The sequence below is a fragment of the Pseudomonas sp. ZT5P21 genome (assembly GCF_054897785.1).
The window spans coordinates 3,701,207-3,715,882 of record NZ_CM142705.1; the positions used below are offsets into that span (position 1 = coordinate 3,701,207).

General features: G+C 55.3%; 15 protein-coding genes, 5 pseudogenes and 1 riboswitch. Of the genes and pseudogenes, 14 read left to right on the forward strand and 6 right to left on the reverse strand.

Features of this window, described 5'->3' with window-relative positions; all coding sequences use genetic code 11:
* Nucleotides 1-279 precede the first annotated feature (279 nt).
* The 3 genes from ACYZT9_RS17125 to ACYZT9_RS17135 all read left to right on the forward strand — a co-directional run bounded on the left by ACYZT9_RS17125 (nucleotide 280) and on the right by ACYZT9_RS17135 (nucleotide 2,305).
* Entirely contained in the window at nucleotides 280-993 is a 714-nt protein-coding gene (locus ACYZT9_RS17125) for an MgtC/SapB family protein (protein ID WP_462006611.1), read from the forward strand.
* Between the two features lie 115 nt (nucleotides 994-1,108).
* Nucleotides 1,109-1,291: a hypothetical protein gene (locus ACYZT9_RS17130; protein WP_462006612.1), complete on the forward strand. Its 183-nt coding sequence runs from the start codon at nucleotides 1,109-1,111 to the stop codon at nucleotides 1,289-1,291.
* Between the two features lie 42 nt (nucleotides 1,292-1,333).
* Nucleotides 1,334-2,305: a CorA family divalent cation transporter gene (locus ACYZT9_RS17135; RefSeq protein ID WP_462006613.1), complete on the forward strand. Its 972-nt coding sequence runs from the start codon at nucleotides 1,334-1,336 to the stop codon at nucleotides 2,303-2,305.
* 542 nt (nucleotides 2,306-2,847) lie between these two features.
* Here the strand turns inward: ACYZT9_RS17135 and ACYZT9_RS17140 are convergent.
* The 4 genes and pseudogenes from ACYZT9_RS17140 to ACYZT9_RS17155 all read right to left on the reverse strand — a co-directional run.
* Nucleotides 2,848-3,425 (reverse strand): annotated as a pseudogene (locus tag ACYZT9_RS17140) (transposase); the annotation flags it as partial.
* Nucleotides 3,426-3,598: 173 nt separating this feature from the next.
* Nucleotides 3,599-4,561 carry a magnesium/cobalt transporter CorA gene (corA, locus tag ACYZT9_RS17145; protein ID WP_462006614.1) on the reverse strand — a complete coding sequence of 321 codons (963 nt, stop codon included), beginning with the start codon at nucleotides 4,559-4,561 and terminating at the stop codon, nucleotides 3,599-3,601.
* A gap of 362 nt (nucleotides 4,562-4,923) precedes the next feature.
* Nucleotides 4,924-5,508 (reverse strand): TMEM165/GDT1 family protein, encoded by a 585-nt coding sequence (locus ACYZT9_RS17150; protein WP_462006615.1) that lies wholly within the window; start codon nucleotides 5,506-5,508, stop codon nucleotides 4,924-4,926.
* An 88-nt stretch (nucleotides 5,509-5,596) separates the two neighbouring features.
* A riboswitch (yybP-ykoY riboswitch) is annotated at nucleotides 5,597-5,722 on the reverse strand.
* A 49-nt stretch (nucleotides 5,723-5,771) separates the two neighbouring features.
* Nucleotides 5,772-6,072, reverse strand: a pseudogene (locus ACYZT9_RS17155) (methyltransferase); the annotation flags it as partial.
* Between the two features lie 199 nt (nucleotides 6,073-6,271).
* Here ACYZT9_RS17155 and ACYZT9_RS17160 point away from each other — a divergent pair.
* The 9 genes and pseudogenes from ACYZT9_RS17160 to ACYZT9_RS17200 all read left to right on the forward strand — a co-directional run.
* Nucleotides 6,272-6,547, forward strand: a complete 276-nt coding sequence (locus tag ACYZT9_RS17160) for a metal/formaldehyde-sensitive transcriptional repressor (RefSeq protein WP_462006616.1) — start codon at nucleotides 6,272-6,274, stop codon at nucleotides 6,545-6,547.
* Nucleotides 6,548-6,566: 19 nt separating this feature from the next.
* Nucleotides 6,567-7,493, forward strand: coding sequence for a CDF family Co(II)/Ni(II) efflux transporter DmeF (gene dmeF / locus ACYZT9_RS17165; RefSeq protein WP_462006617.1), 927 nt, complete (start codon nucleotides 6,567-6,569; stop codon nucleotides 7,491-7,493).
* Nucleotides 7,494-7,600: 107 nt separating this feature from the next.
* Nucleotides 7,601-7,975 carry a hypothetical protein gene (locus ACYZT9_RS17170; RefSeq protein ID WP_462006618.1) on the forward strand — a complete coding sequence of 125 codons (375 nt, stop codon included), beginning with the start codon at nucleotides 7,601-7,603 and terminating at the stop codon, nucleotides 7,973-7,975.
* A 2-nt stretch (nucleotides 7,976-7,977) separates the two neighbouring features.
* A complete protein-coding gene (locus ACYZT9_RS17175; protein ID WP_462006619.1) occupies nucleotides 7,978-8,160 on the forward strand; it encodes a DUF1289 domain-containing protein in 183 nt (60 codons plus the stop codon).
* Nucleotides 8,161-8,305: 145 nt separating this feature from the next.
* On the forward strand, nucleotides 8,306-9,613 hold the full coding sequence (locus ACYZT9_RS17180; protein WP_462006620.1) for an MFS transporter: 1,308 nt from the start codon (nucleotides 8,306-8,308) through the stop codon (nucleotides 9,611-9,613).
* A gap of 124 nt (nucleotides 9,614-9,737) precedes the next feature.
* Nucleotides 9,738-9,989 carry a hypothetical protein gene (locus tag ACYZT9_RS17185; protein WP_462006621.1) on the forward strand — a complete coding sequence of 84 codons (252 nt, stop codon included), beginning with the start codon at nucleotides 9,738-9,740 and terminating at the stop codon, nucleotides 9,987-9,989.
* Nucleotides 9,990-10,053: 64 nt separating this feature from the next.
* Complete coding sequence (locus ACYZT9_RS17190; protein ID WP_462006622.1) at nucleotides 10,054-10,152, forward strand: hypothetical protein; 99 nt, start codon at nucleotides 10,054-10,056, stop codon at nucleotides 10,150-10,152.
* Nucleotides 10,149-10,271 (forward strand): annotated as a pseudogene (locus ACYZT9_RS17195) (IS66 family transposase); the annotation flags it as partial. The gene ACYZT9_RS17190 and the pseudogene ACYZT9_RS17195, both read left to right, overlap by 4 nt.
* Nucleotides 10,251-10,519: pseudogene (locus tag ACYZT9_RS17200) on the forward strand (DUF1348 family protein); the annotation flags it as partial. The pseudogenes ACYZT9_RS17195 and ACYZT9_RS17200, both read left to right, overlap by 21 nt.
* Here the strand turns inward: ACYZT9_RS17200 and ACYZT9_RS17205 are convergent.
* Entirely contained in the window at nucleotides 10,519-11,748 is a 1,230-nt protein-coding gene (locus ACYZT9_RS17205; RefSeq protein WP_462006623.1) for a nucleoside recognition domain-containing protein, read from the reverse strand. The pseudogene ACYZT9_RS17200 and the gene ACYZT9_RS17205 sit on opposite strands and share 1 nt — an antisense overlap.
* A gap of 104 nt (nucleotides 11,749-11,852) precedes the next feature.
* A pseudogene (locus tag ACYZT9_RS17210) lies at nucleotides 11,853-11,945 on the reverse strand (DUF1328 domain-containing protein); the annotation flags it as partial.
* Between the two features lie 305 nt (nucleotides 11,946-12,250).
* Here ACYZT9_RS17210 and ACYZT9_RS17215 point away from each other — a divergent pair.
* The gene (locus tag ACYZT9_RS17215) at nucleotides 12,251-13,582 is read left to right on the forward strand and encodes a tyrosine-type recombinase/integrase (RefSeq protein ID WP_462006624.1); all 1,332 of its coding nucleotides are present in this window, start codon (nucleotides 12,251-12,253) and stop codon (nucleotides 13,580-13,582) included.
* Between the two features lie 59 nt (nucleotides 13,583-13,641).
* Nucleotides 13,642-14,670: a hypothetical protein gene (locus ACYZT9_RS17220; RefSeq protein ID WP_462006625.1), complete on the forward strand. Its 1,029-nt coding sequence runs from the start codon at nucleotides 13,642-13,644 to the stop codon at nucleotides 14,668-14,670.
* Nucleotides 14,671-14,676: the final 6 nt, after the last annotated feature.

Consider the following 14,676-nt stretch of genomic DNA (forward strand, 5'->3'; position numbering starts at 1 on the left):
AGGAGACCAGTCTTGGACAGTTGCCCCAGTCGATCACGACAGGCTAAAGCGGCGAGCTAGTTCAGCAGAGTTCCTTCTCTGCCACTGTCTTGCCGTATTACGGCGGATAGTGGTATTTCGCTCCCATCCTGGGATTCGAGCCCCCATTTCCCCCTGAGCTTTCCCCAACGCACGCAGGCGAGTGCTTAAACGCGTCTGTGGGTTTTCGCTCATGCCTTTCGCGATCCATCCCCGTAACCCTGTTCGCTCAGCGAACAATCGTCGGTATGGAAGTGAATTATGGATTGGAAAGTCTTCTTTTTGCGCGTGACCGTCGCGCTCGCTCTTGGCGCCCTGGTGGGTGCCGAACGTCAACTGCGCCAGCGCCTGGCTGGATTGCGAACCAATGCCCTGGTTTCAACCGGTGCGGCTTTGTTCGTCATGGTGTCGCTACTCACCTCGGAGGGCGACCACTCCGGCGCCGCCCGGATCGCCGCGCAAGTCGTTTCCGGAATTGGTTTTCTTGGCGCTGGCGTGATCATGCGTGAGGGTCTCAATGTACGAGGTCTCAACACCGCAGCCACTCTCTGGTGCTCTGCTGCGATAGGCATTCTGTCAGGCATGGGGCATATGTTAGAGGCTGCCATCGGCACGCTGGTGGTGCTCTGCGCCAACATCCTGTTGCGCGAAGCCGCTCAGCGCATAAACCGCCAGGGTGCAACCGCAGCAGTGGAAGTCGACCAGCGCTTCACCTTCAACATCGTCTGCCGGGCCGAGGACGAGGTGCATGTGCGCACCCTGGTTCTGCATGGTTTGAACGGTAGCGCACTACGCTTGCAATCACTGCACAGTGAAGATCTGGCCAACCCGGACAAGCTCGAAGTACGCGCTGAACTGGTTGGCACGCCTGCAAGCCCAGCCCAACTGGAACAGTTGGCTAGCCGAGTGAGCCTGGAAAAAGGCGTGAGCTCCGTCCGTTGGCAGTTGCTCAACAGCAATCAGCAAGACGAGTAATCACTTTGCCGATATGCGTATCACCTTCGGCTTCAGCACTCACCGGAGACACTATGAACTCATTCGCTGATCTTTCGATTTTTTCCTCTCGTAGAGACGAACCCAGGAGCTTGCCATGAAAAAGAAGCCGCCAAACCGCACCAGCCTTGAGAACGAAGTGATCGTTGCGGTGATCGTGTTGTACCTGCTGCTCGCCATTGTCATGACGGCGGTGCATTACATGCAGCCAGCGGATCAGGAAACCACGACATCATCAACCTCGCCTTCCCATAGCGAGCTCAAGCCAGAGAGCAAGTAAGGGCAGTTGCCCATCTACCGGCCAGCATTCGAGTAATCAAACATGATCCGCAGCATTATCAAGAATCACGCAACGCTTTCTATCGCTCAGGGGCTACCTCAGCCGGAGCATGATCGTGACGTCGTTTGGCTTGAGGTAAACGCGCCTACGGTCGAAGAGCGCGCGAGCCTCCAGCAGCGCTTCGGCATTGAAACATCCCCGAAAATCAGTAGCGTCGTCGAGGACGGCCACTTTCTGTATATGCGCTCCAAACTGCTTGCATTGGATGTGAACGGAGCTCCGCATTTTGGAGGTGTGACCTTCGTCTTGGGTGAGCAGGTGGTAGCGATTCTCTGCGATGACGCGGACTTCCGCCCGTTTGATGTCGCCCTGCAACGCTTACGCCGCAAACCTGCCAATACGCAGAGCCCGAAAGCAGTGCTGCGGGTATTACTGCAGATGGCCAATGACGGTGCTGATGCTGTTATCGACCGTATTGCCGACGAGCTGGAAAAGAGTGCCGAGGAGATCTCCGAAATATCCGATGGCTACAACGCGAGTGGTAAGGAGTTGGGGGTGCCGGACTTGATCGACACGATGCGCGCGCTCAACGACAAGGAAGAACTGATTTCACTCTGTATTGAGGCGCAGCTATCTCTTGCACGTGCTGTGCGCTACCTCAGTGGTGAGGTGGATAACGTAACCGAAGCGGATGTGCAGGGTTTGGTAAATGAACTCACCGCCGACGTTGCCGGCGTCAAGGAGCATGCCTACTTCGAACACGAGAAGGTACGGTATCTGCAAAACGCCGTGACGAACATTCTCAACATAAAACAGAACCAAATCGTCAAAGTGTTCACCATCATTACGGCTGTCTTCCTGCCGCCCACACTGGTCGGCACGTTCTACGGCATGAACTTCGCGGTGATGCCAGAACTTTCGTGGGAGCACGGCTTCATCTACTCGATGGGACTGACACTGTCGGCTGCGGTTCTTCCACTGGTTTACATCAAGCGCAAGGGATGGCTGCGCTAATTGAGAATGCGCACTGGTGCGTCGAAGGATTTGAGCCGGCGGCAGTCTCTGCCTCCGGCCTTCACGTTGGGTGTTAACGCCCTTCGCTACGATGGTTAGCCTTCGCAGGCCTCTGGACTACCCGGTACCTTTCTGGTCAGGTTGAATGCAAATGGGTGGTCAGATGCAATGCAAATGGATGGTCAAGTCCATGCAATTACACAGCCGGGAGATTGCATTCCACTTGACCACCCATTTGCATTGCCACTGACCAGCCAATTGCATCCGTACTGACCAACCGTTTGCATTCGACTTGACCAACAGGCGCCGCAGTGACGACCGACAGAGAACGGCCAATAGCGGCCCTAGGCAAGCAATTATTTCGGTGCTTGGACTTAACGTGTTCTACTCCGCGCCGAGCACGAGTAAACCTCGTGCTCGCGCTTCCTCACCACATCTCTAGCAATTTCAAGGTCATTGCTTCGATGGCATCGTTAGGCAGCAGACTCTGAGCAAGGAAGTCTTTAACTCCTAACATATGGCCTTCATGAAGGCGATACCCATCGCCCCCGACGCAGTAATCCCCAGACACGACGGTAGCCATAGCTGGGCAACTCGCTGACCTGTTGCTGGATCTCAACCACCAACTCAGCGTCGTCCACAGGTCTGCTTCGCCGTACTTTGGGCGATACCGATTGCTTGATTCGAACCGTTAATTGCGAGCGCGCCACACCGAGACATTCGCTGACCAGCTTCACTGGTCGTCCCCCGGCAACAAGGGTGAGTGCGCAATCCATTTTCGCGACCGGGCGATCTCCACGGCCTCTTTGAGGATTTCTGCTTCCATCGTTTTTTTGCCCAGCATCCGTTGCAGTTCACGGATTTGCTTGAGCGCATCGCTCAGCTCGGAGGCCGGCACTACGGCCTCACCAGCACTGACCGCCGACAGGCTGCCGTCCTGATACAGCTTGCGCCACAGGAACAGCTGGTTGGCATTGATGCCGTTACGCCGAGACACCACCGAAACGCTTTGTCCCGGCTCAAGGCTCTCGTGAACCATGGCCAGTTTTTGCTCCGGGCTCCAGCGGCGGCGCCGCTCCTGGCCCAAAAGCTCTCCACTCTTATCGTTGCTGTTAGTCATAAACATAACCGTTTGCCTATCCCTTATCGTAAGGGGGAAACGGTGTCCTGTCTTTCATGGGGCTCGTTCATACCCCGCATTGAGGAAACCCTTTTTATACGACTGTTTAACAGGTCGGGCGGTAGTTTTACTGCTGCGTAAGTCCTTTCCTTCCACGATACGAGAACCAAACTTTACTTCAGCCAGCCTTTGCGCCGAAAAAAACAAAACGGTACAACCACACTTATGAGCATTAGAGTAAGAGACATCGGGTATCCCCATTTTTGGGTCAATTCCGGCATGTATTCGAAGTTCATGCCGTAGATGCTAGCGATCAGCGTGGGCGGCAGCATGGCAACAGCGGCTACCGAGAATATCTTTACCACCTTGTTCTGGTTGATGTTGATGAAGCCGATGATGGCGTCCATCAGGAAGTTGATCTTGTCGAAGATAAAGGCAGTGTGACCGTCCAGTGATTCGATGTCGCGCAGGATCTGCTGGGCCACCTTGGTTTGTGTCTTGCTCAAGCGTTGCTCGCGCGACAGGTAGGACAAAGCCCTACGGGAGTCCATCAGATTGCGGCGGATGGTACCGTTGAGCTCCTCTTGGCGGGCAATGCGCGCGATAAAATCAGCCGCCTCGGCGTCGGTACCGCGCCGCTCTTCCAATACCCCTGTGCTGATCTCTTTTAATTCTGCGTGGACGGACTCCAACACGTCCGCTGAGTATTCCACGTCCATGGAGAAGAGATCGATTAGTAGCGACATGCCACTTACATTTGAGGCATCCCGGCTTCTACTTCGCATGCGCAGCAGGCGGACGATGGGCACATCCTCGTCATGCAGGCTGATCAGCAAGTTCTGAGTGACGATGAGCTGGGCTGGGACGATTTGGTAACCCTGCTGCCGTCCGGTGAGGAAGTCAGCACGCAGGTAGAGGTGGCTGTGTTCTTCATACACCCTGGCACTGGCTTCAATGTCCTCCGCCTTATCGGGAGCCTCTGCGTCAATGCTGAAGGTGCTACGTATCCAGCCGAGTTCTTCTTCGGACGGGGCCACAACGTCGATCCAGAGCACGCCAGGGGCGACAAGATCCTGGACAGAATCGATTTGATCATGGTGTAGGCGCGCGTTGTCGACGCGGAAGAGATGAATCATAAACACTCCTCAAGGCTAAAAAGGGGTACGTAAGGTGGGTCGAAGCAGAACAGACCTGTGCTCAGAAGCGGCTTAGGGTGGAAATGACCGACTCATGCCTCCGATGCCTAGCATGCGAGAAATTGAACTGGTCAAGTAATTCTGGCCACCCGTTAAGGTTTTCACGCCGGCAGTTTCTCGATAGCTACCGGCGTTCGGTAATTGTTGTAGCTATGGAGTATTGCTGCCTTGCAGGCGGCGATTCCAAAAGTCATGCCGCTTTACAACAGCAACAGCAATAACCTGCAAGCTGCAAGTTTGAAGCAAAAGCAGATCTGCTCCGCTTCAAACTTGCGACTCATAACGAGTAGCATGCCGCTGCGTCAAACCCACCCGCTGCTCTGCATCGCCTTGTACACCGCGACGATCGCCAGGACGAAGAAAGCCGACGCCGCCAATCGGCGAATCAAGGTCAACGGCAGTTTGTCCGCTGCAAAATTGCCCACCAGCACCACCGGCACGTTGGCAATCAACATCCCAACCGTGGTGCCGATGATCACCAGCCACAGCTCCGGGTATTGCGCGGCGAGCATCACGGTCGCGATCTGGGTCTTGTCGCCGATTTCCGCGATGAAGAACGCGATCAGCGTAGTCAGGAACGGGCCGAACTTGCGGGCGGTGCCGACTTCGTCGTCATCCATTTTGTCCGGCACCAGGGTCCACAGCGCAGTCGCGGCGAAACACGCGGCGAGGATCCAGTGCAGCATCACATCGGAAAAGAAGCTCCCGACCCAGGCGCCGACTACACCGGCCGCCGCATGATTGGCCAGGGTCGCGGCGACGATGCCGGCGATGATTGGCCAGGGTTTGCGGAAGCGGGCGGCAAGAATGAGTGCGAGCAATTGCGTCTTGTCACCGATTTCGGCCAAGGCAACGATTGCGGTGGGAACGAGTAAAGAATCCAGCATCAGGGTTTTCCTAAGGGGCGGGTCGACACGGCTATGACACGTACAGCCTTCCCGCCCCGGGTAAGGTGTTCGTGTCATAGGTCTTGTCAAACCCTGGCGATCCGTCTGATGCGGTCGCGTGGGTCGCATACGCCATGGTCTGAGGACCAAGTATGTTGACGTACGCCGGACGAGCATGGCGCTCGTGGGAGACTACTCCCCTAGGACGGAGCGGATTCTGCCTAGGCAAATCCGATTGGGCAAGCCTCTTTTTTAAAGAAGTTTCAGCCGCGCTTGGCCCAGTAGATTCTGAAACTCTGCCATTCAGCCTTGATTGCGCCCAACCCCGAGGTGCTCTTCAATCAGCGGCTGGTACTTCAGGAAGATGTTCGCGACCAAGTGAAGTTCGCCGCCGTTTTTCAGATGTTTGGCTGCTTTTCGCAGCAAGTTTTCCGTGGCGAAATAGTCTGTGTGTATACCGACATGGAAACGGTGGGTTCCTTAGGATTGCACTCAAACCCATCGGCGCGGTGTCAATTCCGTCAAAGGTAACACCTCGGCCTCCAGACCATTGGTCGCCAGGGTCTAGCGTCTTCGACATACAGGGTCTTCGCTGCGGCGGTTTCGGCCAATGGCGAACATTTTCTTGGCCATCCCGTTCCCCCTCGCACTGTAAACCTCACTTTCCAGCAAGAAACTGTGGATGACCTTTCGTCAAACGGCTCTTGCATAGGGGTAGGGGGTATGCCTATTATTCGAAATGCATAGCTAAGGGGGGTATCCCATGGGCCATATCGCTTCCAACAAAGACGATCTTCTCAAACGCGTAAAACGCATCGCAGGACAAATCCAGGCCGTTGAACGTGCGCTGGAATCAGATCTCGATTGCGCAAAAACATTGCATCTAGTCGCTGCCACACGTGGAGCTATCAACGGATTGATGGACGAAATTATTGAGGATCACGCCAGAGAGCATGTAGCGAATTCAGCGCTCAGCGATGAAGAGCGCAACAAGGGTGTCGAAGAGCTTCTTGAAGCCATCCGTCGCTATTCCAAGTGAAGTAATCAGGTACACGTTTATGAGTAGCAGCACCCATATCGACATTAATCACATACACGACCACGTATTCCTTGGGTCAGCGCACGAAGAGAATGCCAAACGTACGCTTTGGGTCGTGGCGCTAACGGTGGTGATGATGATTGGCGAAATTACCGCCGGTTATATCACTGGCTCAATGGCTTTACTTGCCGATGGCTTTCACATGGCGACCCATGCCGGCGCTTTGGGCATCGCTGCGGCTGCTTACGGATACGCAAAGCGCCACGCCTCAAGTAAGCGGTACAGCTTCGGTACGGGAAAGGTTGGAGACCTGGGTGGATTTGCATCGGCGCTCATTCTCGGCATGGTCTCCTTGGCAATCGGCGTAGAGTCCGTTATGCGCCTCTTGCAGCCAACGGAGGTTCAATTCGGAACCGCTACGCTAATTGCGATTGTGGGTTTGATCGTAAACATTGTGAGCGCGCTTCTGCTTGGCCACGGTCACAGTCATGGGCACGATCATGATCATCATGGCCATGGACATCACGGGAACGATAACAACCTGAAGGCAGCGTACGTCCATGTCATAGCGGACGCTCTGACCTCCGTCCTAGCAATTGCGGCACTGCTCGCTGGCCGGTACCTCGGATGGGTATGGCTGGATCCCGTAATGGGTATTGTGGGTGCCATTGTTATCGCGCGTTGGGCATGGAGCTTGATAGGTGTCACCTCTGGTGTATTGCTGGATCAAACTGATGCGCACGTTGCAGAGGAAATCCGCGACCTGGTTGAGAAGCCAGGCGATGCAACCATCACAGACTTGCATGTCTGGCGGATTGGGCCAGAAGCGCATGCGGCTATCGTCAGCGTCCTTGGCGAAGCCTCTGCGAACCCCGAAAGCATTCGTGAACGTCTCAAGCCTGTTCACGAAGTCAGTCATCTGACTGTCGAGTTTCGACCTGTCTGATCTGTCTGATTTCTCGGGCAAGGGCTCTCATTGAGCCCCTTCGCTACCGTCTCCCTACTCGCCCGGTGCAGAGCGCCTCCCTTTTTTTGACTCCAAAGGAGCCCGCAATGCCCTTAAGCAAGCGTGAACTTGCGCGGATCGAGCGCCGTTTGATTGCAACTCTCACCGAGGCTTGCGAAACAGCAACAGTTGAAATTAAAGGCTTTTCCTGGCTCACCCATAAAGTTGACTTAAACGCCCTCCCGGAAACCCTGAAAGTGATCTGGGTGTTCAAAACGTTGGCAGACAAAAAGCTTGCCCAGGCCAGCGCGCAGAAGACGCGCATATTGGAACTGACGGCCAAGGCGCTGAACGATGCAAACACTGATCTGCGCCCATCCGATAAAAATGTAAGGTTTGATTCTGAGGAGGAGTGCCAACGAAGTCATGGTGGTGATTGGCCGAAGCGCCTAGCGCAATCACATATGACAAGGGGCAATTGACGATGGCTAAGGAAATCGAAAATCCATGCATTTCAATTTGCCAGTTAAGCGGCGATCTGTGTGTGAGCTGCGGGCGAAGTAAGGAAGACATCAGGAAATGGAAACGCATGAAGCGGCCTGAAAAAATGGCCGCTGTGCAAAGGGCGAATATGCGTTTGAAAGGACTGAAGAAAGCACACGGATAGCTGGGGTTGCACACTGAGCTCGCGCGCAGCGCTAACAAATCAGTCACTCGACCGACAACGATGAGCGCAGGCTCTGAATCCGACACCTTTGAACGTTTTTACCATGAAAACCGTAGGCCCATGCCCCGGTTACCTGAGGTCTCTCATGCTGAAAATCCTAGCCAACCGCACCTACCGTCATCTCTTTCTCGCCCAAGTGATTGCGCTCATAGGAACCGGTCTTGCCACTGTCGCGCTGGGCCTGCTGGCGTTCGACCTTGCGGGCGCCCAAGCAGGTGCTGTCCTCGGTACAGCGCTGGCGATCAAAATGACGGCTTACATTGGCGTAGCGCCCATTGCGGCGGCTTTTGCAGAGCGCCTGCCTCGTCGAGCGATGTTGGTTTCTCTGGACTTGGCGCGCGCCTTGGTTGCACTTGCGCTGCCGTTCGTAACGGAAGTCTGGCAAATCTACGTGCTGATCTTCGTCCTTCAATCGGCCTCGGCAGCGTTTACCCCGACGTTCCAGGCAACCATTCCGGACATCCTGACGGATGAAGATGACTACACCCGCGCCTTGTCACTATCACGCCTGGCCTACGACCTTGAAAGTGTCGCCAGCCCGATGCTCGCCGCTGCGCTGCTGACCGTGGTCAGCTTCCACAACCTGTTCGCCGGCACTGTCATCGGGTTCCTTGCCTCAGCAGCCCTGGTCGCCTCAGTGTCGCTGCCAAAGGCGAAGCAGGCACCACGACGCAGCATCTACGAACGAACCACCCGTGGTATGCGCATATTCCTAGCCACGCCGCGACTGCGTGGGCTGCTGGCTCTCAACCTGACGGTAGCTGCCGCCAGTGCCATGGTCATCGTCAACACGGTGGTGTTGGTGCAGTCGCGCTTTGCTCTGCCGCAGAGTTCTACGGCATTGGCGCTGGCCGCGTTTGGCGGCGGCTCCATGATCGCTGCTCTGGTCTTGCCCCGGCTGTTGAAAAACATCAAAGACCGAACAGCCATGCTGTTGGGCGGAGGAATACTGGTCGCAGGTTTGGCCGTTGGTATCAACCTGACCACCTACAACTTCCTACTGCCGCTGTGGATGGTGCTCGGCGTGGGATATTCGCTGGCCCAGACCCCGAGCGGTCGGCTACTGCGTCGCTCGGCACATGCCGAAGATCGCCCGGCATTGTTTGCCGCCCAATTTGCACTGTCCCATGCCTGCTGGTTGATTACCTACCCATTGGCGGGATGGCTGGGTGCCAACATCAGCCTCACTGCGTCGTTTGTTGGGCTCGCTGTCGTGGCCGGTAACGCACTGGTGGTCAGCATTGTGATCTGGCGTCCGGCTCATGACCAAGAGACGATCAAACACACCCATGAGAACCTGCCGAACGATCACACCCACCTCAACGGACACGAAGGTGTAAATCACGAACACCCTTACGTCATCGATGACCAACATCGTCGGTGGCCGAATTGATGGGGCGCAGGGCGTTCAAGATCTGCTGAGTCTGATAGCAACCTATGCCACAAGACTCTGATTTACATTCTGCCTGCGTGACGTCCAGACAACAGGGTGATGCGCAGAAACCATTGGAACAATCATGAATCTCTCCCTGTTAAAAGAAGTTTTAGCGAGTTTCCTTCGCACCCGCCGCATCGCCCGCCACTTCCGGCGACTTGCAATGCTGGAATCGCTATCCCAGACCGGTGTCAGCCGCAAAGTGCCAGCTACGCTTGCGCAAGCGCGTGTTGCAGCTGCCAAAAGTGACACGAGCTCACTGCTCAAAGCGCTTGAGACCCATGCTGCTGGCCTGACCGAAAGCCAAGCCGACACGATTCGCGAGCGAGGTTGAGCACGAAAACCAGTGGCTGCACCTGCGGTGCTACTATCTGGTTCGCCACCGCCGCGCCAATCGTATGAAAGTGTTGGTGCATGACGGCGTGGGGATCTGGCTTGCAGCCCGGCGTTTGAATCAAAGGGCGCGTCTTTTGGCCAGGGGGGCGGCACGGCGCTGAAGTCGAGTTGGATGCAGAGCAAGTTCGCCGACCATCTGCCGCTGTATCGGCAAGAGAAAATCTTCAGCCGAGCCGGACTGCCCATTGCTCGTTCTTCCCTGGCGCAGTGGGTGGGCAAATGCCTCGGCGCCCGGGAGTCAGCCACCTTAAAAGTCCGCCTTGCCGAAGATGGATGGAACAGCCGCGATGCGGCAAAAGTGGCCCAGGCTTATACCCGGATACGAAAAGGTGTAACCGCGCGGAGTTCGCTACGAGCCGTGCTGAGGCGCAGGCGTTTCTGCAGCACAAATGGAACAAAGAGCTTGAGTACCGCCTGATCAAGGAGCTTTGGGCGTTTACTGACAATCGAATCGCTGTGCGCTATGCCTAGCCGAAAAACCAGTAGCACACCACAATCGAGGCCACCACCCCGACCAGATCCGCCAGCAGGGCGCAGCCCACGGCATGGCGGGCGCGTTGCAGGCCGACCGAGCCGAAGTACACCGCCAGTACATAAAAGGTGGTCTCGGTGCTGCCCTGCATGGTCGCGGCGACCAGCGCCGGGAAGCTGTCGACGCCGTGGGTCTGCATGGTCTCGATCAGCATGGCGCGCGCCGCGCTGCCGGAGAAGGGTTTGACCAGGCCGGTGGGCAGCGCCTCGACGAAGCGCGTATCCAAGCCTAGGCCCTCGACCAGCCAGCGGATGCCGTCGAGCGCCAGGTCAAGGGCACCGGAGGCGCGCAGTACGCCCACGGCGCAGAGCATGGCGATCAGGTAGGGCAGCAGGTTTTTCGCCACCTCGAAACCTTCCTTGGCGCCCTCGATGAAGGTCTCGTAGACCGCCACCCGCTTTAACGCGCCCAGCAGTAGGAAGGTCAGGATCAGGCCAAACAGGGTCAGGTTGCCGAGCAGCGAGGAGAGCGCCGCCAGCGCAGTCGCCGAGAGCCCGGCGAGTATCGCCATAAAGCCACCGAGCAGCAGCGCGCCGCCGCCAAACCAGGCCAGCAGCACCGGGTCCCAGAGTTTCAGACGCTGCATCACGGCCACCGACAGCAGCGCGCTGAGGGTGGAGACGCTGTTGGCCAGCAGGATCGGCAGGAACACCATGGCCGGCTCCGCCGCCCCTTGCTGGGTGCGGTACATAAAGATCGACACCGGCAGCAGGACGAAGGACGAGGCGTTCATCACCATAAACAGCACCTGGGCGTTGCTCGCAGCGATGTTGCTCGGGTTGAGTTCCTGCAAGGCCTTCATCGCCCGCAGGCCGATGGGCGTGGCGGCGTTGTCCAAGCCCAAGCCGTTGGCGGTGAAACTCAGAGTGATCAGGCCTAAAGCCGGGTGGCCGCGCGGCACTTCCGGCATCAAGCGGGCGAACAGCGGGCTCAGCAGGCGCGCCAGCACATCGATCAAGCCAGCCTTCTCGGCGATGCGCAGGAAGCCGAGCCAGAGCGTCAGGGTGCCGAACAGCAGAACCATGACGTCGACCGACAACTTGGCCATGGCGAACAGACTTTCGACCATGGCGGCGAATACCGCCGGGTCATCCCCCAGCAACCAGCGGGAAAAGCCGGCAATCGCCGCCACCACGAAAAACCCCAGCCACAAGCCGTTGAGCATAGTTATCCCCCCCCCCGTTTTAATGGGCGGGATAATAGCGCGGCTGGGCTGGCCGCGGTGTGCTTATAAGTCTAAGTGGCGGCTCGCTGGCTGGCTGGCTTCGATCAGAGCCGTTGGCGACGGCACATGATGAACGAGACGACAAACATCACCAGGAACACCGCGAAGAGAACCTTCGCGATACCCGTCTTTGCGCCAGTTTTGCGCGGGTTTTGCGCAAGCTTGAAAGGAGAAAGGGGACCAAGCCGCTAAGTGCTTGATCCCCTTACGAAATATGGTCGGGACGGAGTGATTCGAACACTCTACCCCTAGCACCCCATAAAGGTAAACCGCATTCCAAACCAGTCTTAATAAATCCAACAAAATCACCTAAAGCACTGTATTCATTGGATCATTACAGTTTACACAGTCCAACCGCGTCCGATAGCATTCTACCAAAGCCAGCGAGAAACGGTGACCCAACGGTGACCATCTGGAGCCTGGCCTTTCTGGGGAAGCGAAAGTGGCGACGATCACCGACAAACAGATGAACGCAAAACCAGCCAAACCTACCTGGCTGATCGAGGATGCTCCTCGCGGCTGCGGCCGATTCATGGCACGTCTTCGCCCAGATGGCGAGCGCCTGTTTTACTTCAGGTATACCGACACCAGCGGTGGAAGGGTGTTTCTGCCCATAGGTGCATATGACGCCACGGGCACTGATGGGCTTACCCTTAAGGAAGCAAGAACTAAAGCTGGAGAGTGGTCACGCCTCTACCAAAGTGGAACTCGCAACTTACGTGAACATCTGGATGCCGAGGAAGCTGCCCGTATCGCAGCCCGAGATGGTGAATTGGCACGACTCACCGCCGAGAAAGCAGAAGCCGAAGCCGAGCAAGCTCGCCAGGCGGCACGCAAGACTGTTACCGACCTATTCGAGCACTGGGCTAGGGTTGATCTCATCAACCGCAAGGACAAGGGTGCAGAGGCTCGTCGGATGTTTGAAAAGGACGTTCTGCCCTTCTTGGGCGACTTGGCTGTCGCTGATGTGAAAAAGGGTCATATCACCGAGGTGACAGATGCCCTCCTCGCTCGCGGTGTAAACCGTATGGCCAAGATGGTTTTTTCGCTTATGCGCCAAATGTTCCGCTTTGCCGTAGACCGCGACCTGATCGAGCACGATCCCAGTGCCAGTATTCGAAAAGCTAAGATAGGTGGCAAAGACACCGAGCGCGATCGAGTGCTGAGTGATGATGAAATCAAGCTGCTTGCTAAGAAAGCCCCTGATGCGGGGCTGCTGGTCACCACCGAAGCTGCAATCTGGATTGCCCTATCGACCTGCTGTCGAATTGGTGAGCTCCTGAGTGCCCGATGGGAGCATATCGATCTAGAGCAAAGCACTTGGCTGATTCCGTCCGAGCATAGTAAAAACGGTAAACCGCACAGCATCATCCTTTCAGACTTTGCCATTAGCCACTTCAAGCGCGTAAAGCAGATTAATAGCCTGTCACCTTGGTGCTACCCGAACACCTACATAACTGACCACGTATGCCCTAAAACGGTAACCAAGCAGCTTGGCGATCGCCAGCGCCTTCCGGAACAAGGCTCCTTGAGCCGACGTAGCGCAAAAGCCCAAGCACTGTTGCTACCAGGCGGAAAGTGGACGCCTCACGACCTGCGGCGTACAGGCGCGACGATTATGACTGCTATTGGCGTGCTTCCTGAAGTGGCTGAGCGTTGCCTCAACCACACCGAGGAAAACAAGGTAAAACGCACCTATCAACGTCATAGCTATGCTAAAGAAATGGCGGAGGCTTGGGAGGTTCTCGGCAAACATTTATCCAGCCTGATATAGACAGCCACTCCAACAGCCCTGAAAAATGACTAGCACCGCTAAACAAGGACACGATTAAAATGAAAAACAAAGGGCTTGTTATTTCAGCAACTGAATTTCTTGAGGAGCACAGTATCTCCGAAAGTGAATTCAAAGACAAAATCAAAAAGCTGCAGATCCCCCTTCTATGCCGCTGCCCGAAAACAGTTGCAGTTTACGTATCCGGCTCGGCTATCGCTCTAAATGATAATGAGCTCAGAACAGCACAAAGCCTATCAAAGTTGCACAAAGGCACGCCTTTTGGCGAAGATCACGACTATTACTCAAAATTAGATTTGGATATAAAATTTCTTTCCATAAGCGTGACCGACTGGGAGGAAATAGCAGATTACGACAAGCTTTCAAAATATAATTTTAACTTACCAGTTTTTTACGAAAGCGGAAAAGACCTCACGCAAACTTCAGCACATGAGCTCTTAAAGTCTAGCTTAAAGCCACTTCCGGCCCTCATAATAGATGCAGCTTTCTTCACAACCTCAAAAAGCTCACTCAACAAGCCGGAAGAAATAACAATTAGAGAAGCCGATATACTCATAAGAACAGAGGACTCAAATAGAATCCTAGAAACAATAGCAGAACCCGATAAAAACATCGAACAGCTTGAATGGATATCAGACAAACTTTTCGAATTAAACAGATCTTCGGAAAAATTCGTCCACAAGATAATTATCACCTCAGAAGATGAGCGGAAAAAGCTTATCGAAAAAATAAAAAAACATCTACAAGAGAAGTGCGGATACGAGGGTAATGATTTACTCGAGCAGGCGGCCTTCGCAATTCTACCGAACGGACATTACCACGCAAAGGTATCGAAGAAAATACTCAGTGACGAAATTATAAGCCAGTACCCAGAACATGCATCAACCACACTAATACTTATCAATGAAGCGGCAAAACACTTCTGGCAGGCGACTCAAAAAACAATTCAAAAAGTTCCAGCCAAAAGAACAGACATGATAAAAGACCTAAAAAAACCAGACTGGGGATTCACGGCAAGGCTAGCCAGCGCAGCAGCTACCATAATCAGCCTAAAAGCCAGAGACCGTTAAGCTATG